The sequence below is a fragment of the Streptomyces sp. SDT5-1 genome, assembly GCF_052245995.1.
Classification (GTDB): domain Bacteria; phylum Actinomycetota; class Actinomycetes; order Streptomycetales; family Streptomycetaceae; genus Streptomyces.
In genome coordinates this window covers 70,775-91,928 of the sequence record NZ_JBQQCQ010000002.1, presented here as the reverse complement: position 1 = coordinate 91,928, position 21,154 = coordinate 70,775, and the positions used below count along the sequence as shown (strand labels likewise).

Annotated in this window: 28 protein-coding genes; all 28 read left to right on the top strand. The window is 70.2% G+C overall.

From position 1 onward, the window contains the following. Positions 1-49: 49 nt before the first annotated feature. The 28 genes from ACTWJ8_RS40290 (at position 50) to ACTWJ8_RS40155 (ending at position 21,151) form a co-directional block, all read left to right on the top strand. Positions 50-241, top strand: a complete 192-nt coding sequence (locus ACTWJ8_RS40290; protein ID WP_443265516.1) for a DUF5999 family protein — start codon at positions 50-52, stop codon at positions 239-241. Between the two features lie 138 nt (positions 242-379). Beyond that, positions 380-1,591: a hypothetical protein gene (locus tag ACTWJ8_RS40285; protein ID WP_443265369.1), complete on the top strand. Its 1,212-nt coding sequence runs from the start codon at positions 380-382 to the stop codon at positions 1,589-1,591. 235 nt (positions 1,592-1,826) lie between these two features. Next, positions 1,827-2,015 (top strand): hypothetical protein, encoded by a 189-nt coding sequence (locus tag ACTWJ8_RS40280; protein WP_443265367.1) that lies wholly within the window; start codon positions 1,827-1,829, stop codon positions 2,013-2,015. A 118-nt stretch (positions 2,016-2,133) separates the two neighbouring features. Next, a complete protein-coding gene (locus ACTWJ8_RS40275; protein WP_443265366.1) occupies positions 2,134-3,306 on the top strand; it encodes a hypothetical protein in 1,173 nt (390 codons plus the stop codon). Continuing rightward, positions 3,303-3,695 (top strand): hypothetical protein, encoded by a 393-nt coding sequence (locus ACTWJ8_RS40270; RefSeq protein ID WP_443265364.1) that lies wholly within the window; start codon positions 3,303-3,305, stop codon positions 3,693-3,695. The genes ACTWJ8_RS40275 and ACTWJ8_RS40270 overlap by 4 nt, the downstream gene beginning before the upstream one ends. A gap of 90 nt (positions 3,696-3,785) precedes the next feature. Next, complete coding sequence (locus ACTWJ8_RS40265; RefSeq protein ID WP_443265363.1) at positions 3,786-4,205, top strand: NUDIX domain-containing protein; 420 nt, start codon at positions 3,786-3,788, stop codon at positions 4,203-4,205. An 85-nt stretch (positions 4,206-4,290) separates the two neighbouring features. Next, positions 4,291-6,897 carry a hypothetical protein gene (locus ACTWJ8_RS40260; RefSeq protein WP_443265361.1) on the top strand — a complete coding sequence of 869 codons (2,607 nt, stop codon included), beginning with the start codon at positions 4,291-4,293 and terminating at the stop codon, positions 6,895-6,897. A 31-nt stretch (positions 6,898-6,928) separates the two neighbouring features. Next, positions 6,929-7,156 carry a hypothetical protein gene (locus ACTWJ8_RS40255; protein ID WP_443265360.1) on the top strand — a complete coding sequence of 76 codons (228 nt, stop codon included), beginning with the start codon at positions 6,929-6,931 and terminating at the stop codon, positions 7,154-7,156. Between the two features lie 80 nt (positions 7,157-7,236). After that, positions 7,237-7,743 carry a hypothetical protein gene (locus ACTWJ8_RS40250; protein ID WP_443265358.1) on the top strand — a complete coding sequence of 169 codons (507 nt, stop codon included), beginning with the start codon at positions 7,237-7,239 and terminating at the stop codon, positions 7,741-7,743. After that, positions 7,740-7,943, top strand: a complete 204-nt coding sequence (locus ACTWJ8_RS40245; RefSeq protein WP_443265356.1) for a hypothetical protein — start codon at positions 7,740-7,742, stop codon at positions 7,941-7,943. Before ACTWJ8_RS40250 ends, ACTWJ8_RS40245 begins: the two co-directional genes overlap by 4 nt. 90 nt (positions 7,944-8,033) lie before the next feature. Then, positions 8,034-8,189 (top strand): hypothetical protein, encoded by a 156-nt coding sequence (locus ACTWJ8_RS40240; protein ID WP_443265355.1) that lies wholly within the window; start codon positions 8,034-8,036, stop codon positions 8,187-8,189. A gap of 61 nt (positions 8,190-8,250) precedes the next feature. Beyond that, positions 8,251-8,487 (top strand): hypothetical protein, encoded by a 237-nt coding sequence (locus tag ACTWJ8_RS40235; protein ID WP_443265353.1) that lies wholly within the window; start codon positions 8,251-8,253, stop codon positions 8,485-8,487. Positions 8,488-8,503: 16 nt separating this feature from the next. Beyond that, positions 8,504-8,992, top strand: coding sequence for a Pycsar system effector family protein (locus tag ACTWJ8_RS40230; RefSeq protein ID WP_443265351.1), 489 nt, complete (start codon positions 8,504-8,506; stop codon positions 8,990-8,992). A 198-nt stretch (positions 8,993-9,190) separates the two neighbouring features. Next, a complete protein-coding gene (locus ACTWJ8_RS40225) occupies positions 9,191-9,655 on the top strand; it encodes an RRQRL motif-containing zinc-binding protein (protein ID WP_443265349.1) in 465 nt (154 codons plus the stop codon). 111 nt (positions 9,656-9,766) lie between these two features. Then, a complete protein-coding gene (locus ACTWJ8_RS40220; protein ID WP_443265347.1) occupies positions 9,767-10,285 on the top strand; it encodes a hypothetical protein in 519 nt (172 codons plus the stop codon). Between the two features lie 71 nt (positions 10,286-10,356). Then, on the top strand, positions 10,357-10,596 hold the full coding sequence (locus ACTWJ8_RS40215; protein WP_443265346.1) for a hypothetical protein: 240 nt from the start codon (positions 10,357-10,359) through the stop codon (positions 10,594-10,596). Next, the gene (locus tag ACTWJ8_RS40210) at positions 10,593-10,943 is read left to right on the top strand and encodes a hypothetical protein (protein WP_443265344.1); all 351 of its coding nucleotides are present in this window, start codon (positions 10,593-10,595) and stop codon (positions 10,941-10,943) included. Before ACTWJ8_RS40215 ends, ACTWJ8_RS40210 begins: the two co-directional genes overlap by 4 nt. Then, on the top strand, positions 10,940-11,869 hold the full coding sequence (locus ACTWJ8_RS40205; protein ID WP_443265342.1) for an AAA family ATPase: 930 nt from the start codon (positions 10,940-10,942) through the stop codon (positions 11,867-11,869). Before ACTWJ8_RS40210 ends, ACTWJ8_RS40205 begins: the two co-directional genes overlap by 4 nt. After that, a complete protein-coding gene (locus ACTWJ8_RS40200; RefSeq protein WP_443265341.1) occupies positions 11,869-12,726 on the top strand; it encodes a hypothetical protein in 858 nt (285 codons plus the stop codon). Before ACTWJ8_RS40205 ends, ACTWJ8_RS40200 begins: the two co-directional genes overlap by 1 nt. A 98-nt stretch (positions 12,727-12,824) precedes the next feature. After that, entirely contained in the window at positions 12,825-13,133 is a 309-nt protein-coding gene (locus ACTWJ8_RS40195) for a hypothetical protein (protein WP_443265339.1), read from the top strand. Positions 13,134-13,222: 89 nt separating this feature from the next. Continuing rightward, positions 13,223-13,897: a GGDEF domain-containing protein gene (locus ACTWJ8_RS40190; protein WP_443265338.1), complete on the top strand. Its 675-nt coding sequence runs from the start codon at positions 13,223-13,225 to the stop codon at positions 13,895-13,897. Between the two features lie 155 nt (positions 13,898-14,052). After that, the gene (locus ACTWJ8_RS40185; RefSeq protein ID WP_443265336.1) at positions 14,053-14,403 is read left to right on the top strand and encodes a hypothetical protein; all 351 of its coding nucleotides are present in this window, start codon (positions 14,053-14,055) and stop codon (positions 14,401-14,403) included. Further along, the gene (locus ACTWJ8_RS40180) at positions 14,403-15,092 is read left to right on the top strand and encodes a hypothetical protein (RefSeq protein WP_443265335.1); all 690 of its coding nucleotides are present in this window, start codon (positions 14,403-14,405) and stop codon (positions 15,090-15,092) included. The genes ACTWJ8_RS40185 and ACTWJ8_RS40180 overlap by 1 nt, the downstream gene beginning before the upstream one ends. A gap of 161 nt (positions 15,093-15,253) precedes the next feature. Next, entirely contained in the window at positions 15,254-15,940 is a 687-nt protein-coding gene (locus ACTWJ8_RS40175) for a hypothetical protein (RefSeq protein WP_443265333.1), read from the top strand. Then, a complete protein-coding gene (locus ACTWJ8_RS40170) occupies positions 15,937-16,521 on the top strand; it encodes a hypothetical protein (RefSeq protein ID WP_443265332.1) in 585 nt (194 codons plus the stop codon). Before ACTWJ8_RS40175 ends, ACTWJ8_RS40170 begins: the two co-directional genes overlap by 4 nt. 282 nt (positions 16,522-16,803) lie before the next feature. Continuing rightward, complete coding sequence (locus tag ACTWJ8_RS40165; RefSeq protein ID WP_443265330.1) at positions 16,804-18,180, top strand: ParB/RepB/Spo0J family partition protein; 1,377 nt, start codon at positions 16,804-16,806, stop codon at positions 18,178-18,180. Between the two features lie 93 nt (positions 18,181-18,273). Then, positions 18,274-19,179: a ParA family protein gene (locus ACTWJ8_RS40160; RefSeq protein ID WP_443265328.1), complete on the top strand. Its 906-nt coding sequence runs from the start codon at positions 18,274-18,276 to the stop codon at positions 19,177-19,179. Between the two features lie 190 nt (positions 19,180-19,369). Continuing rightward, positions 19,370-21,151 carry a DUF2637 domain-containing protein gene (locus tag ACTWJ8_RS40155; RefSeq protein WP_443265327.1) on the top strand — a complete coding sequence of 594 codons (1,782 nt, stop codon included), beginning with the start codon at positions 19,370-19,372 and terminating at the stop codon, positions 21,149-21,151. Positions 21,152-21,154: the final 3 nt, after the last annotated feature.

Sequence of the window (21,154 nt, the reverse complement as noted above, 5' to 3'; positions counted from 1 at the left end):
CCGCACCCCCACCACCCCCGCTCCGCCCTACGACCGCCAGCCCGCCCCCCTGTGTCTGCACACGCCGCGGTGCCCGAGCGCGGAGAGCCCCGACCGGGACGCCGCCAGGGTCGTCGCCGCCCACCCCGAACAGGGCTGGAGCATCTTGTGCAACTCCGTCCTGCACTTCGACGACACCGGCGAGCTGCTGCCCAACGGCGAGATCGTCCATCCGTGCAGGCACCCGGCTCCGTCGTCCTGACGCTGTCCACACGGCTGCCCCCGGGCAGGTCCCCGAACCTCGGTCGCGCCTCCCCTCGGAGGGCGGCCCTTCCCCGCTGGGCCCGCCCCCCCGGGCGCCGGGCCCAGCCCTTTACGCACAGCACGAGAGGCACCCCTGATGACAACTCCCCTGGAAGCACAGCACCCGACCCCCGACAAGCCGCGCCGCACGCTCACCAAGGGACAGACGAAGATCCTCGTCGGCGCTGCCGTGCCGATGGTCGGCATCGGCGGCGTCGGCGCCTGGGGCACCGCGACCAACATGATGGCGAACTTCCCCGACGCGGGAACGGCCTTCGGCGTCGTCGCCGCCGGTGAAGGCGTCACCTTCGTCCTGTCGCTCGTCTACGTCGGTCTGATCCTGCTCGGCCAGGCCGCACCCACCGCGGTGCGCGTCGGCCTGTGGGTCCTGCCCGCCGTCGCCGCCGCCGTCGGAGCGGTCGTTGCCAAGAACACCACCGACTCCGTCGTCTACGCCGTCACCCCGATGGCGATGTGCATGTCCGCCGAGGGCCTGGGCCTGCTCGCCCGCCGGATCGTCGTCTACGCGACGGGCGAGGACAAGGAAGCCGAGCGGCGCAACGCCGAGACGTTGCAGAAGCTGCAGTACCAGTGGCACGTCTCCCAGAACCACCCTGACGAGAAGCAGCGCAGGGCGGCAGAGCTGAAGGCGTGGGACCTCCTGGAGAAGGTCGGGGCGGGCGACGTGACGCTCGGCACGGGCCTCGTGACGGTTCAGCGTGAGCGTATGACGCAGGGCGCCGACGCGGCGCTCGCGATGATGGTCGGCGCGCCCACCGTGACGGCCCCTGCCGCCGTCACGGGCACCGCACCCGCGCTCGCCGAGTCCGTCACACCCGCCCTGCCCGCCGGCCGCGACGCGCGTGACGGCAAGGACGAGCCCGTCACACCCGTCGAGACTGCCGATGACGCCGTCGCGGGCCCCGAACGCGACGGGACGGGCGACGACACGCAGGTCAACGACGGTGACGACGCGACGGACGAGGACGCCGAACTCGCGCGTCACAAGCGGCGGCTGTACGTCAAGGTCGCCGAGATCGCCGTGAAGACCGGCGTCGCGACCCCGGAGCCCGACGAGCAGCTGACCGACGAGCAGATCACGGTCGTGCTGCGGGCCCTGCGCAGCCTCGAGCACCCGCCGCCGTCCTACCGGCAGGCCTCCATCGTCTACCGGCAGGCCGGCTTCAAGGGCGCCGAGGAGAAGACGCGCCCCATCTGGAAGGCCCTGCAGACCGAAGCCGAGGCCGAGAAGGAGACGAAGACCGACCAGCACGACCGGGCCGCTCAGGACGACCAGGCCGCCATCTGAGGTGTCCGGCACCACCAGTGGAGCCCAGCCCACCGCCTTGTGCGGAGGGCTGGGCCCTGCTGCGACTGCCGGAACAAAAGCAGTCGAACCACCCGCGCAGACCCGACGAGTGAACGGGCGAGCAGACCGGCGAGCAGCCCCTGGCTGCAGACCCGCGAGCCGCCCGGGAGCAGACCCGGCGAGCACGGCGCACCCCATCGAATCGCTGTCGACGACGAGAGGTTGGAGCCCGTTCGTGGGCGGATCCAAGCACTGGAACACCGAGATCAAAAAGGCCGATGCGCGGTCCCCGAAGGAGGGCGCAATCAAGCGCCTGGACCGGCTGCGCAGCGAGCTGCAAAAGCTCGACCCGGCCGTCGCGAACCGGGCCTGGAACGAGGTCCGCGTCTCTCTGCAGCAGATCACCGAACGCTACTCACGGTGATCGTTCACCCGTGAATTCACCCCGCCGGTGAGTGAACTTGACACGCCCCTACACGCGTACGTACGCGCGCGAGGGCCTGCGTTCACTTCCGGCGGTCACCACCCGTGAAGGGAACACCATGGAACTTCTGATGGTCGCGATCGCCCTGGCATGGGCCGCGGGCGCTCAGAGCGAGCAGGCGAAGCTCAACGTGGGCCCCGCCGAGCGCGCCGCCCTGCGCGAGAAGGCGCGCCACGAAAGGGCCGTGCAGAAGATCGCCGAGAAGCACGGCGTGCCGGTGGCGGACGTCGACCTGCCCGGGACCTTCAAGAGCGGCTACCGCTCCCCCGCCGGCCGCATCGGCGACCTCATCCGACGCCACCGGAAGACCACGCCGGACGACGCCGGCCGACGCGCGGTCGAGGACTACCGCGACCGCGAGGTGAAGGCCGGCCGACCGGACCCGGCCCCGCTGGTCGCCCCCGACCCCAACCACGTCCTCGTGGCGAGGCCGCCTGCGACCATCCCGCCGCCCCCGGCCTACCCGCCGACCGTCGGCGCCGCCACAAAGCCCTCCACGGGCCCCGAGAGCCCCTCCAAGGCAAAGGACGGAACCAGTGATCCAACAGCCCCGGAAAAGCCCGCAGACGGCGCCGCAGGCGCTGTTCCGGCACCTCGAAGCGACGCGGAAGCGGCCAAGCCGGCCGCAGCCGGGCCGCCCGACGCTGCGACGGCTCCCGTGACGGCCGAAAAGCCCGTCACGCCGCCCGTCACGCCGCCCGTCACGGGCGGTGCGACGGCCGGTGCGACGACGGCCGCCCCCGATGCGACGCCGACGGCGCCTGGTGCGACGACCGCTGCCCCCGAAGGCACGGGTCGCGCCGCGGCGGAAGTGTCGTACACCTCCGTCGCCGAGGAGAGCGACGAACTCAACCTCATGTGCGACGACGACCTCGCCGTCTACGAGAAGGTCCAGAACGTCTGCCAGCGCGAGGCGACCAAGGGCGACGAGCTCGTCGTGCAGATCCGTGACGCCGGATTCGGCGAGCGGATCGCCGCCTGGATGGTCAGCTGCAAGGAGAAGTACGCCACCCTCGCCGCGCAGCTGCAGGAACTGCGCGGCCTGACGATGGCGCAGAGCGAAGGCGTCTGGAAGGCCAAGGGCCTCCTGATTGCCGGTCAGGGCGTCTACGCCGACATCGCCAAGGACATGGAGTCCGTCGCCACCCGCGACGCATACATCTCCGACCGCGTCGATGACGAAGACCTGGCCGCCCACAACGAGACCTTCGAGATCAGGAGCGCGCAGTGAGCTTCAAGGAGAGCGCGAAGACCGCCATCAGCTACGTGGGCATCCTGGCCAAGTGCGGCGCCTACGGCGTGCGCGCACGCAGGATCACCCACCAGGTGGGCAAGCTGCGTGCCCGCCACGATGAACGGGCCGATTCGGCCCGCTACCTCTCGGACGCCATGGGCGTGCTCGACGTCGACGATCCGACCACCCAGGCCTACATGGAGGTCGCCCGACTCTCCTACGCCTGCGGCGGCACGGTGGCTTCGATCCTGTCGACCGCGGACGAACTGTCGGCCTCCGCGCAGGGCATGGAAGCCGACACCCGCGCCCTGCACGGCCGGATGGCCGACACCAACCGCACGCACAACGTGCAGATGGCTCAGCCGGTCTTCATCGAACGCAACTAGAGGCGCGATCACCACAGCTGGTGCCGCAGCCGCTTCACCGGCGGCTGCGGCACCAACTTGTCCTCACACCCGAGCAGACCAGGAGCCGGCATGGCCCACACCGAGACCACCATCCGCTACACCGCCGACGTCGTCGTCACCACGACCGACGGGTACGTCCTGCTGATCGAGCGCGGCTTCGCCCCGTTCAAGGGCCAGTGGGCGCTGCCCGGCGGTCACGTCGACCCCGGCGAGACCAGCCGCGAGGCCGCGGCCCGTGAGCTCGCCGAGGAGACCGGCGTGCACGCGGCACCGCAGGAACTGGATCAGATCGGCGCCTTCGACCGACCCGACCGCGACCCGCGCGGCCGGTACGTCACCGTCGCCTACCACCTGACCGTCCTGCCCGGCACGGCCGCCGAGGCGGGCGATGACGCCGCCCACGCGCAGTGGTGGCCGCTGAACGCCCTGCCGCAGCTCGCGTTCGACCACGCCGACATCCTCGACGCGGCCGCGGCGACAGCCACCTGAGCCACCACACCGACAGCAACCGCGAAAGGGCGGGGCCACGCGACGGCCCCGCCCTTTCTCACACCCGGAAACTGGAGAAAGCCGGATGACGACCACGACCGAATCGGGGAAAGACACCACCGAGACCGAGGACGCTGCAGAACCCACATTCCTGCAGGCCAAGTTGGCGCAGATCAACAACCCCGGCCTCTACCTCGGCTCCGGGCTCGGCGCCGCCTCCGGCCTGCTGTCCGGCGACCCACTGATGTTCACCACCGCCGGAGCGTCCGCTGCCGCGCTCGGCTGGGCCGCCCTCGGCCTCAAGCCCGGTCCCTGGCGCTTCCTGCCCGGCCAGGGCGAGCCCTGGGAGTGGATGTGCCGCGCCAGCCGCCGCGGTTACCGCCGCACCATCCGCCGCATGCGCCGCCGCCTCGAGCACGACCACGACTTCGCCCCGATCGTCGGCACCGACGGACTCCTCGTGCCCACGGCCGCGATCGGCCACGGCTGGTACGAGCACGACCAGCGGCCCGCCCTCGTCCGCGGCGCCACCGCCGACGCCCGCCGCGCCCGCTGCAACCTGCTGCGGGCCGCCTGGGACAAGCTCCTGCCCAACTGGGAGAGCGGCTGGTGGCGCGTGTACAGCCCGACCGAGATGGCCCTGCGGGCAGGCCCCCTCGCCACCATCCCCGCCACCGGCTTCGCCGACATGCCCTGGTGGGCCCACACCGCCGTCGCCTCCCTCGGCGCGAGCTGGGGCACCTGGGTGTGGGACCGCCCCGACCCCGCCGCCCCGCGCGCCGAACAGCACGACATCGACTGGTACCTGACCCGCTGGGACGAGTGGATCGCTGCCGAACGCGGCGAACTCCCCTTCTCCAAACTGCGCGACGCCCACATCGACGGCGACACCCTCACCGCGATCGTCCTGTCGACGACCGCCAAGAGCGCGCTCTCCGTCGGCCAGGACGCGGTCTCCATCGCCTTCGAGGTCCCACCGCGCAACGTGAACCTGTACCGGCCCGACGACCTGCCCGCCAACCGCGCCAAGCTCACTGTCCGGCTGCGGGCCCTGACCGACGCCGAGCTCGACATGAACAACCTCCCCGCCGTGTGGAAGGAGTTCAGCCCCTGGGCCGGCTCCGAGCTCTACGACGTGGAGCAGAACGAGAACGGCCGCAAGTTCAAGCTGCTGATGCCGCGCCGCGGCTCCTCCGTGGCCGACGTGCAGCCCCGCGCCATCGCCCAGGCCCTCGACCTGCCCGGCGAGGACGCCGTCGCCCGGCTGCACCTGCGGATGCTTGACGCCCGCCGCATCGAGGTCAACGAGATGACCCGCAACCCGCTCCAGGAAGGAGTCCCCCTCGACCTCGACGCCCTGGTCATGGACGAGCACGGCTACGTGATCGTCGGCCGGGACGTGTTCGGCGAGCCCACCAAGTGGCGGCTGCTCAAGTTCGACCGCACCCGCCGCGGCCTGTCCGGGGCGCCCTCCGCCTCCGCGGTGCACTCCTTCGGCTCCGGCATCACCGGTGCCGGTAAGACCAGCCTCGAGGAGGACCTGCAGCTCTCCCAGCGCATCAACGGGTTCGTGTCCTGGCTCGCCGACGGCAAGGGCGGCGCCGGCTACGCCCCCTGGTTCGGCGACCTCGACTGGCTCGTGAAGTCCTCGTTCGGCGCGATGCTCATGGCGCAGAACTCCAACAACGTCAGCGACTACCGCTACGGCGAGCAGCAGAAGCTGCAGTGGCTCGACGCCGAGGGCTTCGTCGAGGACGGGCGCAGCTTCTTCGTCCCCGGCGAGCCGTTCAGCCCGGTCGCGGTCACCTACGACGAGTTCAACGAGATGGTCCTGAAGAACCCGCACGCCGCGCACGTGAAGCCGCTGCTGCGGGGTGTTTCCTCCACGGGCCGTCTCTCCCGCGCCGCCGGCATGTCCGCCCGCATCTGGGTCCAGATCCCCAACCTCGACTCGATCGGCCAGGACAGCAACGCCAACGCGATCCGCGACATGCTCCAGTCCGGCAACATCGCCCTGTTCCGCACCGCGCGTTCCGACGTCGACATCATGAGCCTCGGCTCGCGCACCCCCGAGTTCCGTCTGGAACCCATCCGGGAGCGGTTCCCCGACGGCTCGGACACGGCCGGCACCTTCTACGCCGCCGACGGATCCGCGCAGTACACGCAGTCCCGCGCGATGTTCCACACCAACCCCGCCCGCCTCTCGCGCGCCTACCCGCGGCCCAGCCTCACCCAGGCCGAGGCCGACGCCGCCGCGGCAGCCAGCCCGGCAGGTGTCGCCTACCTCGCTCGCGAGGACTACCGGCACATGAACGCCGGCGACGAGGAGGAGTTCCTGCGCGACCTGATCAAGAAGGAGGAGGAGTCGCGCCGCAAGGACCGCACCGTCGTCGACATCGCGGCCGCCACGACCACGCCCACCACGCCGGTGAATCTGGCCGCCGACGAGGACGACCAGGACGAGGACGACGAGCTCGACAACCTGGTCCCCCCGTCCCGCTCACAGCTCGTCTGGCACGCCGTCGAGAACGGCGCCCGCCGCAACAGCCAGATCGCCAACAAGACCGACCTGAAGCCCACCAACGTCGCCGGCGCCACCAAGTCCCTCGCCCGCCGCGGCAAGTTGACCCAGCTCGGACGCGACTGGCACACCCTCGAGCCGCTCGACGAGCCCGAGCCCGCAAACGCCTGACCCTGTCACAACACCCCTGGGAGGAAACGTCATGACCATCACTACCACCGCCATCTTCCTGATCATCGCCGCCTGCCTCGGCTTCTGGATGTGGAGGGACTCCAGCTTCAAGAAGAAGGAGTTCATCGCCGTCAGCCTCTTCTGGATCGCGTTCGCCGCGACCCCGTGGGGCGCCGACCTGATGGACATGATGCAGAGCGTCCTCGGCACCGGCGCCGATGCTGCGTCGAACGCTGTGAACAACGTCTCCAGCCGCTGACCCCAGCACCACTCGAGGGCCGCCCCCAGGACACGGGGCGGCCCTCGCCCACGCCCGCCCCATCCCGCCGGAGACCGCCCATGGACCACCTCACCGACACCGAAGTCACCGCACGTTTCGCCGAGCAGGTCACCGAAACCCGCCCCGGCGTACGCCCCGACGTCGCCGCACTGCTCGCCCAGCACAGACCGACCTCATACCGCGACGACTCCCCCAGTACCCCGACCGGAGCCCAGCCCGTCCCGCAGCACGACCCGTCGATCTGGGGCTACGCCCCGAAGTGGGCTGTCGGCACTGCCATCGCCGCACCCGCCGCCGGAGTCGGATCCATCGGCATCGGATTCGGCGCGCGCCTGTTCTTCGACAGCGTCACCACCGAGGGAGTCGTCATGGTCGGCGTCATCGTGGGCGGAGCCGTCGCGTTCGTCGGTTCCCTGGCCGTCCTCGTCAAGCGCCTGGGCAAGGCCCTGCGCGACGCCCCGCAGCCGGTCGAGAACCACTTCCACGGCCAGATTCACGTACAGCAGACCTCCACACGCATCACCGCGAACGGCTTCGCCCGCCAGCGAAACGAGATCGAGCAATGAGCAGCCGCCGCGAAGTACGCGACTTCCTGCGAGAACTGCGCCGCGCGGGCTGCACGACCAAACGCAGCAAGTCCGGGCACTGGCGGATCACCGGGCAGAACGGCGCCACGATCTCCTGCCCGAACACCCCCTCCTGCCCCAGATCCCTGCCCAACACCCGAGCAGAGGCTCGCCGCATCCTGCGCGTGGATCTGCCCTGACGCCCCGCCCCGACGCCTGCTCAGGCAACAAGCCGGGGCCAGCTGCGCCTAGCCCGGCAGAGCAGCTCAACTCACAACAGGAGGACCACCGTGTACCACCTCGGACTACTCCTCACGATCATGGGCTGCCTCATCGGCCTGTACCTCACGAACAAGGCCAAGCGGCACCTGCGAGAAAGGGCCGAGAAGCAGTCGACCCGCCCTGCCTGCCACCGGTGCTGCCACTGCTGCCAGCCCGGCCACTGACCTACCCAAGCCGAAGGCACGACGTCGTGCACACCCGGAATCCGCAGAAAGGACCCAACTCATGCTGGCCACGATCCGCGCCCGACAGACCCACCAGAAGCTCATGCGGGCCGCCAACCACGTCCTCCGCGAGGCCCTCCACAGCCTCACGCGCTCGCCCGACGACGTCACCCCCGCGGAACTCGTCGCCTACGCCTTCGGCCGCTACCGGCTCGACCTCACCCACGAAGACGCCCAGCGCTACCTGGACGCCGTACGCGTCGCCCGCGGCGACACCCTCGCCTCCACCCAGGCCTGACCGCGAAGGAACCGCCATGACCGACACGATCAACCGGCAACCCGCAGCCGCTCCCACGCGCGCACTCGACGCCCGACTCGACGCGGCCGCCAGCAAGGTCCTCGCCGAGATCAGCCGCACCGACGCCAAGGCAGGCGTACTCCTGACCGCCTTCAGCCTGCCGCTCGCCGCCCTCCTCGCGGCCAACCCCAGCCGCAACCTCCCGGCCCTGCCAGCAGCCCTCGTCGGCCTCGGCGGCGTCGGGCTGATCGTCGCCATGCTCACCGTCCTCCTCGCCGTACGCCCCCGCCTCGGCGGCGCCGCAAACGGCAGCTACCTCCACTGGGCGCGGTGCACCCCGGAGGAACTGGTGAAGGACCTCGAGGAGCCCGTCGACCAGCCCGCTCACGTCATCCACCTCGCCCGGATCGCCAAGCGCAAATACCGAGGGCTGCGCACCGCCGGCGACATCACCGTGCTCTCGCTCCTCGCCCTGGCGGCCGCGCTCGTCACCGCACTCCTGTAGCCCCGTCCCCGTTCGAAGACAGCACTGCGCCCCGTCGACCCACTACGTCGACGGGGCGCAGTGCTACCCCGACACGCACTGGAGGAACGCCGTGCTCATTCCCCGCCCGCGCCGCCGGATCGGACGACCCCGTCCACAGCGCCCCGGCCCCCGCTACCCAGTGCCCGCGCAGCGTCTCCCCGAGCAGTGGACTAGGTGATGCCGAGAGCCCAGAAGAAGCCTCGCCGTGCGGCGAGCGTTCTGCGGGGGGCGGCTGCGCTGCCCGAGTATGACCACAGAACGATGCCCGAGGGCCTCGCCACGCGACGCCAGTTGCGGGACATGGGTCTTAGCCCCGGCGCCAACGAGGGTCCGGTTGCCATCCTGCGGTGCAAGCTCTGCGCCACCCGCCCCCACCGGTCCTGCACGCACCCCACCCGCGGCTTCCTGCTCCGCATCGACCTGGCCAGGCCCAAGAGGACACCGACCCTCGCGCAAGAGGAAGCGCTCGACCGCGCCATGGCGAAACGCCAGACATGCCCTAAATGTGAGCGCCGGTACTACCACTGCCTGCCTCTGCGCACCCTGGGCCACTGCGACCCCTGCGAGCGCGGCTACCAGCCCAGCCCGGACACCGTGATGCACGACCCGAGGCCCGCAGACCGTCACCGGCTCGCCGCCTGAACTCGCCCTTCCCGCCTGACGATCCCCGGTGCCGTCCCGGCCGCGCCCGCGCGGTCAGGACGGCACCGAGGACCGGACAGCCCGGCCCGCACCACAACCGCGGAGCTGTACATGACCGAGACCCTCATCCCTCCCACCGCCAAGTCCGCCGACGACACGTCGCCGCTCGCCCGGCTCTTCACCATCGCCTTCGAGACGGACCAGCAGGACGCCGACGAACAGTCCGAGGACGCCAAGACCGCCGCCCTGGACCACGCCTGGAGCTTCTACCCCGACACCCTCGGGAAGGTCCTGGACGAGGACGACTGGACCGGCAAGCCCGCCGTGCTCGGGGCCGGACTACCCCCGAGCGCCGTCTCCCACCTCGACGGCGGCCTGTGGCTGCACCACTGCACCGACGGCGACGAGGGCCTCGCTTTCACCCTCATCGCGCCGTGCACCTGCGGACACGGCTACGTCGACACCGCCCTGAACTGCGAGGAGGACCTGCTGCAGCTCCTCAAGGAACTGCACGGCACCGGCGGCCGCTTCCCGCACCGCGACGCCAGCCCCGACTGCGGCTCTCAGCGCCGCATCACGCCCTGGCCCGGCATGGTGCCCAGCCGCGCTGCGCGCGAACTGTCCTGGTAGACCCCGCAGCGGCCGGCCCACCATCGCGGCGCGGGCTGGCCGCCGCCTTCCTGAGCGGAGCGAAGACCCTCATGAACCACTCCCCCAGACACCCTGCAGCCGCGGCCATACGCCGTATCACCCGCCGCCACGGACACGACCACCTGTGCGGCCGCTGCCACGTCACCTGGCGCGGCGCCGAGCGTGACTGCTCGTCCTGCGGCCTGCCCGCCACGAGCGACTACTCCCGCCCCGGCGCCACGCTGCAAGTCCTGCTCACCCGCGTCGGACACCCTCTGTCGGCCCCGCCGCACCCCGGGGCCGCCCAGTGACCGCCTCGCGCCGCACCCGTCCGGATCGCGTCCGCGCCGCGGTCGACATCGCCCTGCTCGCCCTGCAGCAGGCCCAGGACGAGCTCGCCGCCGACGACACCGACCGGCAGGAGCTCGCGGGAGGCCTGCTCGAACTCATCGAGGACATCGACGTGCCCGGCGGGCTCATCCCGGCGCTCGCCCAGCTGCTCGCCGCCGCCGGTGCACGTGCTGAGCAGATCGAACCCGACCGCGACGGCGACGCCTCCTGTCCTCTGCACGAAGCCGCAGAGCTGCTCACCGACGAGGTCGGGCCGCGCCTCATCCGCGCCGCCCACGCCCTGAACCCGCAAGGAGAACCCGCATGACCGAAGCCGATCCGCAGATCGCCGACAACAGCCTCGTGGTCCTCATCGGACCCGCCGGAGCCGGGAAGTCGACGCTCGCGAACACCTGGTCGGCCTCCCAGGTCCTCTCACTCGACGCTCTGCGGGAGACCGTGAGCGACGACGCGGGCGACCAGGCCGCCACCAATGACGCCGTCGCCGCCCTCCACCTCCTCCTCGAGGCACGCATGCGCAGGCGCCGCTTCACGGTCGTCGACGCCACCAACGTCACCCGCGCCGCGCGGAAGCCACTGGTCGAGGCCGCCAAGCGTCACGGCATGCTGCCCATCGCGCTCCTCGTCCCCACCCCGGCCACCGTCTGCGTGAAGCGGCAATCCGGACGGGACACCAACCGGAGCGTCCCCAAGCACGTCGTCCTCGAGCAGCACCAGAACATGGTCACCTCGGCAGGGACACTCAAGAAGGAGGGCTTCCACGATGTCGTCTTCGCCGAAAGCCTCCATCGCCTGCTGCCGCTGCTGAAGCGAATCAGCACCGCCCGCCGCAGCGACCCCACGCCGGCCGACGGTGATCTGCTGCTCGTACGCCGCGTGTTCGGCGACGCGATCCTCCCGCTGTGGCAGTGGAAGCCCGGCTCGGACATCGCCGAGGGCGACCGCGTCGCCGAGATCCGCCTCGGACAGCAGTACCTCACCCTCACTCTCCGTCCCAACGTCGGCGGCTTGGGTGAGTCCGGCTTCGAGGTACAGGTGCCCTGCCCTCAGGACGACGACTGCACGGGCCGCGCCTGGGTGCCCGTCACCGGCGTCACCTGCCTGTTCCGGGCGCTGAGCGGCGAGTTGGACGGCGACGATGGCATCTTTTGCACCGTCCACGGCCTCACCCCCGGTGATGAGGCGGACGAGCCCGACGGCCTCCAAGCCGAGACAACGGAAGCGGTCTGCTGATGAGCCGCGCCGCCGACGGGCCGCACCCGCACCCCCTCACCCCGTCCGATCTCCCCGACGGCGACCACTGGGCCCACGGCTGCCCCGACTGCCACCAGCCCGTCACCTGGTACATCGCAACCCCCGCCGACGGCATCATCGAACTGTCCCGACACTCCGGCACCCCAGTGAACCTCGCCGCCAACATCGACCACGTCATCGACCACCCCCACCCCTGCCGCACCAAGTGGTGCGAGGAGAACGGCTTCTCCTACTTCTGCAGCGTCAAGCACGCCGGCGAGGCACTGGAGGACATGGGCACCTTCCCCTTCACCTGGCCCATGCGACTGTGGGTCGTGGAGCCGCTGGGCGAGACCAGTACCGGGAGCCAGCGCCGCCATCCCGACCGGCGGCTCTCCCACCAGATCCGTGTCCTCGAGGAGACCGACGCCCACCGCGCCCTGGGCTCCCGCGGCAGCGACGTTCTGCACCTCATCCAGCAGGAGATCCCCGAGCGGGCCGTGCACTGGGCCGCCCACTGGGACGCCGACCCCCACGGCATGCGCGAGGCACGGCGGGGCTGGGAGCACTTCGGGGGCCGTTCCGGCTCCAGCAGGCTGCGGGCAGACGCCCTGGCCGCCGCAACGTCACGCGCCAACGGGGAGGAGGCCGCCCAGACCTGGCTCGAGCACCTCGCGCGCAACGCTGTCGACCAGGCCCTCGCCGACACCGACGCCGGCATGCGGGCCTACGGCTACGCCTACAGGCGCGCCACCGGCCAAGCGGTCGCCGCACAGCACCAGGACCGCCTCACCGCGTACGACCTCGACGGACTGCGCGGAATCGACCTCGACTCCCCCGCCTCGGCCACTGCCTGACGGACACTCCGTGCCGCCCCGGCCCCGAACCGGGGCGGTCGCGGTGGTCCCTCACGCACACGGCGCCAGGACCAGGCACAGAAAGGAGAAGGGTCGTCATGCCGCACCACGAGGTCTACGAGGTAGACGTCCCGATACACGACACCACCAACCCGGCCCGGCGGGGTCTGCACGTCTTCACCGGCGAAGCGGACTCCCCCGCCACGGCCCTGCGGCCCGCCCACGAGGTGTACGACGCCGCGCTCGCCGCGCAGCAGGACGGACACGCGATCCCCGACCGGCAGCACGACAGCTGGACCGCGCGCGGCATCCGGTCCGGCTGGCAGATGGAGTGGCCCGCCGCGAAGGCCGGCCGCTGGATGAACCCCGTCAGCTGGACCGCCGTCCGCGGCGACCACCAGCTGTAGCTCCGCCCCGGGACGGCCGCCAAAGGCCGCAAAACCAGTCGGCCGCCCCGGGTCCCCCATCCCGTACGAGACGAGAGGGAGATCCAAGTATGGACCCCGTCATGCACGTTCGGACACCCATCGGGCAGAGCGCCCTGTTCATCACGACCCTCGCGGTGCCGCTCACCGGCTGGACCGTGCACGCCTTCACGCTGCACCGGCGCCTGAAGGCCGCGGGCCGCGACCCGCTCACCGGTCTCCAGCGCCGCGACGTCTTCACCGCCCACGCCCAGCGGCTGCTGGCCCGCCACGGCAACGACAGCCTCGTTGTCATGGTCGACCTGGACCGCTTCAAACAGATCAACGACCAGTTAGGGCACGCCGCCGGTGACGCCGTGCTCACCGCGACCGCCGCCCGCCTCACCGCATGGGCCGGTCCCCACACGGCGCTCGGCCGGCTCGGAGGCGACGAGTTCGCCCTCGTCCTCCGCCTGCCCCGAAGCGAGCGCGAGGCCCGACTCGCCACGCTCATGCGGATGCTGCACGCCCCGGTCACCGTCGACGGCCAGGACGTGCCCGTGGCCGCGTCGGTCGGCGCCGCCAGCCCCGACGCCGTCCTCACACAGGACCTGACGCAACTGCAGCGCGCCGCCGACGCCGCCCTCTACGACGGCAAGCACAGCGGCCAGGCCCGCCTCGCCGCCCCCCGCCACGCCCAGGTGCCGTCCGTCAACGGCCGCCGAGCGGGACGCCCCGGCACCGACCGCTGGGGGCGGGCCGCATGACACTACGCAAACTAAGCACCCCCGAGACCAAAGCCGCCCTGCTCCGCGCGGCGTCCGACACCGCCACGGACTCCCCCGCCGAGGCACTCCCCCACGCCCCGACGCCCCGACGGCCCGCACCCATTCCGCCCCCGCGCCCCGGAAGGACCCACCCCATGGCGACCACGACGCCCTCCCTCTCGCCCGCCCTGCTCACGGCGAGCGAGGCCGTCGCCCTCGTACTGCTCCGCGACGGCCACAGCGAACGCGCCATCACCCAGCGCACCGACGTGCCAGCCGCCACCCTGTACCCGCTGGCCGCCACCCACGGCATCACCGCCCCGCACGGCACCGTCGAAGGCCACCGCTGCCACGAAGCCGCCGCCACCGAACCGTGCAGCGAATGCAGCCTCGCCTGCGGCCGCGACCAGGCCCGCGCCCTCGCCCGACACCGGAAGTCCGTCGGCTCCCTGCCACGCACGCTGCGCCGCCAGGCCACCGGACGCAGGAGGAAGGCGACACGCTGATGGAACAGATACCGCTCGCCCTCACCGGCTACCTCGACACCGCCGCCGTCCCCGGTGACACCGACGGGACCGCCTCCTTCAGGATCATCTCCTCCCCCGCCGACTGCACAGCGGAACAAGAGGCCCTCATCCCCTGCACCACCAGCCAACCCCAGACCGCCCACGCACTGCTCCACGACTGCGAGCCAAGCGACCTGCTGCGCGTCACCGGACGCCTCACCCTCCCCGGCACCGCCGACGGGCCCATCCGGCTCGACGTCGACACCATCGACGTCCTCTGGGAAGCACCGCAGACAGAACAGCCACCCGAGACGCCAGCCGACCACAGCGACCGCAACCGGGCCATCCACGCCCTGGCCGAAGCACTCACCGGCATCGGCTACGAACCCGCGGCAGGCGAGCAGCCGGACATCTGCATCAACATCGGGCCTGCCGGCGTCCACGGACTGGACGTCGCGCACTGCCACAGTATCGACGTCACCACCGCAGCCACCCACAGGCTCGCCGACGCCATCGACGCCATGCTCGCCAGCCGCCAGCCCCCGCGACTCGGCATCAGCCTGCACCCGCTGGCCGGTGCTCAACTCGCCAAGCACTTCGACGAGCTGGACCTCACCGCCCTCACCCGAGCCGTGTACGACCTCCTCGGCGACATGCCCGTCAACGGCATCGACGACAGCGACCCATAGAGCATCACGGCACGACCTCCCCCACCTGCTTCGAGCTGCCGCCCGCCCCACCGGGCGGCAGCGCCCAGGAGAACGCGACGCCCGCCGCCGTACGCCTCCTGCACGACCACACAGCACCGGCCACACCCGCTGACTCACGACCGCAAACAGGAGCTCCACCAATGCCCCGACGCCCCCTCCGCCGCTGCGGCAACGCCCCCGGCACCATCAGCCCCGAGGACCAGGCCATCGTCGACGCATTCCAGGCGACGCTCACCGCCCTGAAACACCCCAAGCCCTGGACCCCCGGTCACTGCCAGGACATCGCCATACACGTGGGCAACTTCGTGGAACGCGCACAGACGCGCCCCGGCGACGACCACGGCACGGACCAGATCGCCGTCGCCCTGGTCCACCCCGACACCCCGTACGCCCCCGTCGTGGGTCGCGGTGAGACCGGCTACACCGAACGCGGCTGGCTGCGCTGCCCCACCACCGCGATCATCGGAATCTGGCAGTCCCCCTACAGGCCACGCACCCACGCCGCCGCCGGCCTGCCGCTCCCCGACGACCTCGGCATGTCCCCCGCACACATGGCGCTCTACATCGAGGCCCGAAAACGCGACAACAGCCACGAGAGCCGCACCCTGCTACGCCTCGGCCCCTACACCCGCACCCGGGACGCCCAGCAAGACGCCGACCAGATCGCTGCAGCACTCAAAGGCCGCCACACCAGCGCCATCCCCGGCTACCGCATCATCACGCGGTACGCCCCGCTCGATGTCAGCGACCATCACCTGTTCGTTGACCCGGCCCTCTCCGATCCCGTGATGCTCCTCAACGCCGCACTCCTGGAGGCGCGCGCATGACCACCTCGGCCCTGTACGAGATCCTCACCGTTGAGGGCGACGACGGCACTACCGGACCCGCCGAACAACTCTGGGCCCCCAACCCGGACGACGCAGCAGGCAGCAACTTCATCTCACACCGGGGGATTCACGTCGCCGGACTCGACCACCCCGCCGCCAACCACATCTACCCGGTGGCGTTCGTCGCCCTCGGGCACCAACGGTGGGAGGACACCATGCAGGCCGCGACCGCCCTCATGACCCACGTGTACGGCTGGCGGACCCTGCACCTGTACCCCGGAGACGACCCCGCGGTCCGCATCGCCCGGCCCGCTCGCGCCGTTCACGCCCATGGCGTCTTCCTGCGCCATCCGCACCCGGACCATCCCTGCGGCTGCGAATGGGACGACTCCTGGCGGATGGTCTATGCACCTCGTGCGGAACTCGGTGCCGTCCCCGTCACGGTGATGCGCCATCCAGCCGCAGCGGCAAGTGACATCCGTATCCCCAACCCCGAAGACGACGCGGACGTTACGTGGGCTGAGCGACCCACGCACCGCCACGTGCATGGTGAGGGCCCTGTGTCTCCCCGAAGCGGGTGAGGCACAGGGCCCTTTTGTGTTTCTAGGGCGGCTCCACGTGCCTCGTACCGCGAGGGCGGTTGGTATTCCGTCGGAATACGAACCGCCGAGCCCTGCCGGATGGTTGTCGCGCGCGATCGAGTGTGGACCGTGCAACTCCCCTACCATCCACGGACATACGTCACGTATGTAGCGATCCAAGCTTCGAGTATTCCGTCGGAATACTGCCCCGTTGACGAAGAGGGGGTGGTGAGCCCGCTAAGGTCACCTCCGTTGGCTCCCCCTCGTCACAGGAGTACCTCCATGGCCGCTGGCGCCTCCGGGCCCACGATGACCTTTGGCTCGAAAAAGAAGAAGAACAGGAGCATCTGGGACGACCCTGATGCAGTGGAGATCATCAGCATCCCCCTCGATAACCTCCACGCCAACCCCTTCAACCCTCGCCTGGTCTTCCGCGACGAGGACATCGACGAACTCACCGAGTCCATCAAGGCAGAAGGCGGTGTCCTCCAGGACCTGTCGGTTGCCGAGGTCGAACCGTTCCTCACGTACTGGCGCACACGACTCGCCGAGACACAGCCCGACAAGCTGGAAGAGCTTGAGGAACAGCTGGGCTCTGTCCCGGGTGACGACTACGTCACGCTGATCGGCCACAACCGGTGCCTGGCTCTGAAGCGCGCCGGAGAAACCGAGGCGCCCTGCAAGGTCACCAACGGGAAGATCCCGCGGGCGCGTCTGCTCGGCCTGCCCGAGAACATGCGGCGGATCCCGCTCAACCCCATTGAGGAAGCTCTCGGTTTCCAGGGAGCGCTCGATGACGGGATGACGCAGACGGAGGTCGCCGCCCAGACGGGATGCAAGCAGCCTCATATCTCCCGCCGCGTCAAGCTCCTGAACCTGCCTCCCGAGGTACAGCAGGCCGTCATGGGCGGTGCCCTCGCCGTCAGCGAAGCCGAGGTACTCCTCGACCGGCTCACGGCGCCGGACCACCTTGTGAACGCATGGCTCGTCATGAAGGAGGAAGGCCTGAAGGCGGCCTTCGCTGCAGCCAGGGTGCTCGCTCCGTCGACGACCACGAAGCCCAAGGCGGACCAGAAGAACAAGAAGTCGTCTCCGGTTCCACCACAGCAGCGGCAGTCGCCCGGCGAGCCCGCCGAGGAGAGCTCCAAGAGCACGCGCCAGCCCCAAGCCGAGACACCGGACGATGCGGCCGACAAGACACCGGCAGATCGTCAACCCCGCCGGGAGGAGCCGGCCGCAGACGAACCCGATCCCAGCGATGAGGCAGCACAGCTGCGAGTGCAGGCCTGCCGCACCGTCGTGGAACTGGGCGTCCCCTCGAACCCCCGAGAGACACTGAGGGTTCTGGCCCCGGCACTCCTGCTCCCGGCTAGCCGATCGGCACGTGAAACGGCCCACGAGTGGCTCCGCTCGTCCTCCAAGCCGATCGGCCCCGACGTGGCTAAGCCGGACCGCTACTTCGCAGAGGTCTCCGATTCCGGCAACGCGAAGCTGACCGCGCACGTCGCCCTTGCCGTTGCCCTGGCCGTATCCGAGGAGCGTGCCGCCGATGCCACCAAGGCATGGGACGCACACGTCCGGGACTACCTCGCCCACCTGAAGACCGCCGTCAACTACGAGCCGACGGCGTGGGAACAGGACCGCCTCAACAGCCAGTGAGCCAGCTCGGTATTCCGTCGGAATACCGAGCCTGAGGAGCCATCAGTATTCCGACGGAATACCGGCACCCAGTACGACTTCTCAGGAGACCTCTTGAGCACCAAGACCCCGCCGCCCACGGTCGGCGAAACCCGCATCCTCGCCTGCTCCGTCATTGCGGGCGGCGCCGGCAAGACCCAGGACGTCATCAACCTCGCCAACGAAGCGGCAGCCCGAGGGAACAAGGTAGGCGTCGCAGACTTCGACCCCCAGCGCACCGCCTCGCACATCCTCGGCTATCAGGACCCCCCGGACGGCCAGCCGACCATCTTCGACGTCCTGCAGGGAAACTGCCGCCTCGAAGACGCGGTGGTCCCGGCCCGCTACCGCATCAAGGACGGCGACGACGACAGCGCCTTCCGACAGATCCCCAACCTCGAACTCATCCTCGGAACGCCACAGATGGCGGACGCCGAGGTTAACCTCGGACTCGACCCCGCCGGCGTCCTGTGGCTGCAGAACGTCCTGGACGAGCAGATGCCCGAAGGCCGCTGGGACATCCTGTTCTTCGACTGCGGCCCGACCCTCGGCATCCTGCTCCTGTCGATCGCCATGATCAACCCAGAAGTCATCGGATGCGTGGCAGATGAGTTCAAGTACATCATCGGCCTCCAGGACCTCGAAGAGACGCTGGAGAAGGGCGCGAAGAAGTTCCGGCGCTTCGGCTTCAAGACCGAGGTACAGCACATCCTCGCAACCAACATCCCCCTCAACGCCGACGGAGAGATCCGCCGCAGCGCCGGAGCGGTCGCCGACGACGCCATCAAGGCCATCCGAAGCAACCCGGACTGGAGCGAGAAGCTCCTGCCGATCATCCGACGCAAGCAGCGCTTCAAGGACACCATCGTCCAGCAGAAGCCCCTGCGCTACCTCGACCCACGCAACGAAGCGCTCGACGACATCGCAGCCGTAGCCGATGCTCTCCACATCCCGCGCCGGAACTCCACCCGGAAGCGATGACACGTATTCCGTCGGAATACTGCGGCGCCTGGCCAACTCGGCCAGGCGCCGCACTGCTGACCAGGACCACCAGCTTGGTCACTTTTCGTTGACGATCACTCACCCAGCAGCCGCATGGCACTGATCTGTAACGGAAGCCGTGAGAGTGTGAGACACGTTCGTTATGGCTGGGGCAGGAGAGGTACAGGACGTGACCGCGGGGACGGGACACCAGCGAGGCAAGATTCAACTCACTCGCGCACACCGCATCCTGATCGGCCTTGTCGTGGCCGGGGCCGTCGTCATCGCAGGCATCGGCTTCGCCGGCTCCTACAGCGCCGTGCGGGAGCTCGCTGAGGAGAAGGGCTTCGGCACCTTCGCGTACGTCTTCCCGATCGGCGTGGACTGTGGCATCGCCGTGTGCCTCGCCCTGGACCTCCTGCTCACGTGGATCCGGATCCCGTTCCCGCTGCTGCGCCAGGTCGCCTGGCTGCTGACGGCAGCCACGATCGCCTTCAACGGCGCCGCAGCATGGGGAGATCCGCTCGGCGTCGGCATGCACGCCGTGATCCCGGTCCTGTTCATCGTGGCCGTTGAAGCCGCCCGGCACGCAGTCGGGCGTATCGCTGACATCACGGCCGACCGGCACATGGAAGGCGTCCGCATCACGCGCTGGCTGCTGTCGCCGGGACCGACCTTCCTGCTCTGGAGGAGGATGAAGCTATGGGAGATCCGCCGATACTCCGACGTCATCCAGCTCGAGCAGCAGCGTCTCGTCTACCAGGCACAGCTCCGATCCCGCTTCGGCCGGAACTGGCGGCGCAAGGCCCCCGTGGAGTCGCTGATGCCGCTGCGCCTGGCCCGGTACGGAGTGCCGCTGGCGCGTACCGCGCCAGAGGGACTTCAGGCGGCGGGCCTCGAGGTCCCGAACGCGCTCCTTCCCGCCCCGGCGTCGGCCCGCGCGGAACTCGCCCCCAGCTCTCCGCAGGAAGCAGCCGACACAACCACCGCCCACGAACCCGCCGAAGGTGTGCGACAGCGGAACGAGGCCCTCGCGCCTGACGACTTCCGCGACCACTACGAGGCGTTCTGGCGGCTGCATCAGGTCGAGCCAACGGCCCTCCAGTTCGCGCACTACCTGCACGAGCAAGGCATCCACCAGGCCGACCAGAGCCCACTGCCCGAAGAACAGCTCCGCCCCCTGCTGGCCCTCTACTCCGAACTGGGGGAGGGCGCCGCCCGCCGCGACGACCACACACGCCCCGAGCAAGTCGATGCCGAACAGCTGGACCGCGACTGGGCGGACTTCTACCGGCACGCCGCATCGGCCTACGCCGCGGAGTTCGGGAACACACCCGACCTCAACCAGTTCACCGACTACCTGCACCACCACCACGGCCTCGACGCCCCGGACCCGCGACTCGTGCCGGACAACGTCACCCAGGCCGAGCCTGAGCGCGAGCAGAATGCCGAGGCGACAGCACAACCTGCGCCGGTCCCGTCGCAGCGCCAGCGCCACCAGGTCGACGTGCCGCTCACCGATACCGACGACGACCCTGATGCCGGGGGAGGGGACCAGACTCCAGAGGCGGCAACCGTGGCCCTCACCGTCCCGGACCACTACTTCCTCGCCTACGAGCGCTACGTCACCACCCACGGCCAGGAGCCCAGTGGCGCCGCTGCATTCGAGGAACTGTCCAACCAGCTCGCCGCCGACGGCATCACCGGGCACAGCGGCCGGCCCGTCACCCACAGCACCCTGCGCCGCTACGCCCTGGAACAGCGCATCTACCGCCGCTGGGTGACGGAGTTCGAGGAGCAGGGGGTGGCGCCGACCGCGGACGCCGTCCTGGCACGCCTCGTGCACGACGGCGTGACCGCCGGGAACCGCACACCGACCCTGGACGACATCGCGCGGGCGGAGAAACTCGCCAACGGGTTCGCCCGACGGTACGAGGCACTGCGCAACTTCCGGTCCACTGCGCAGGGCTAGAAC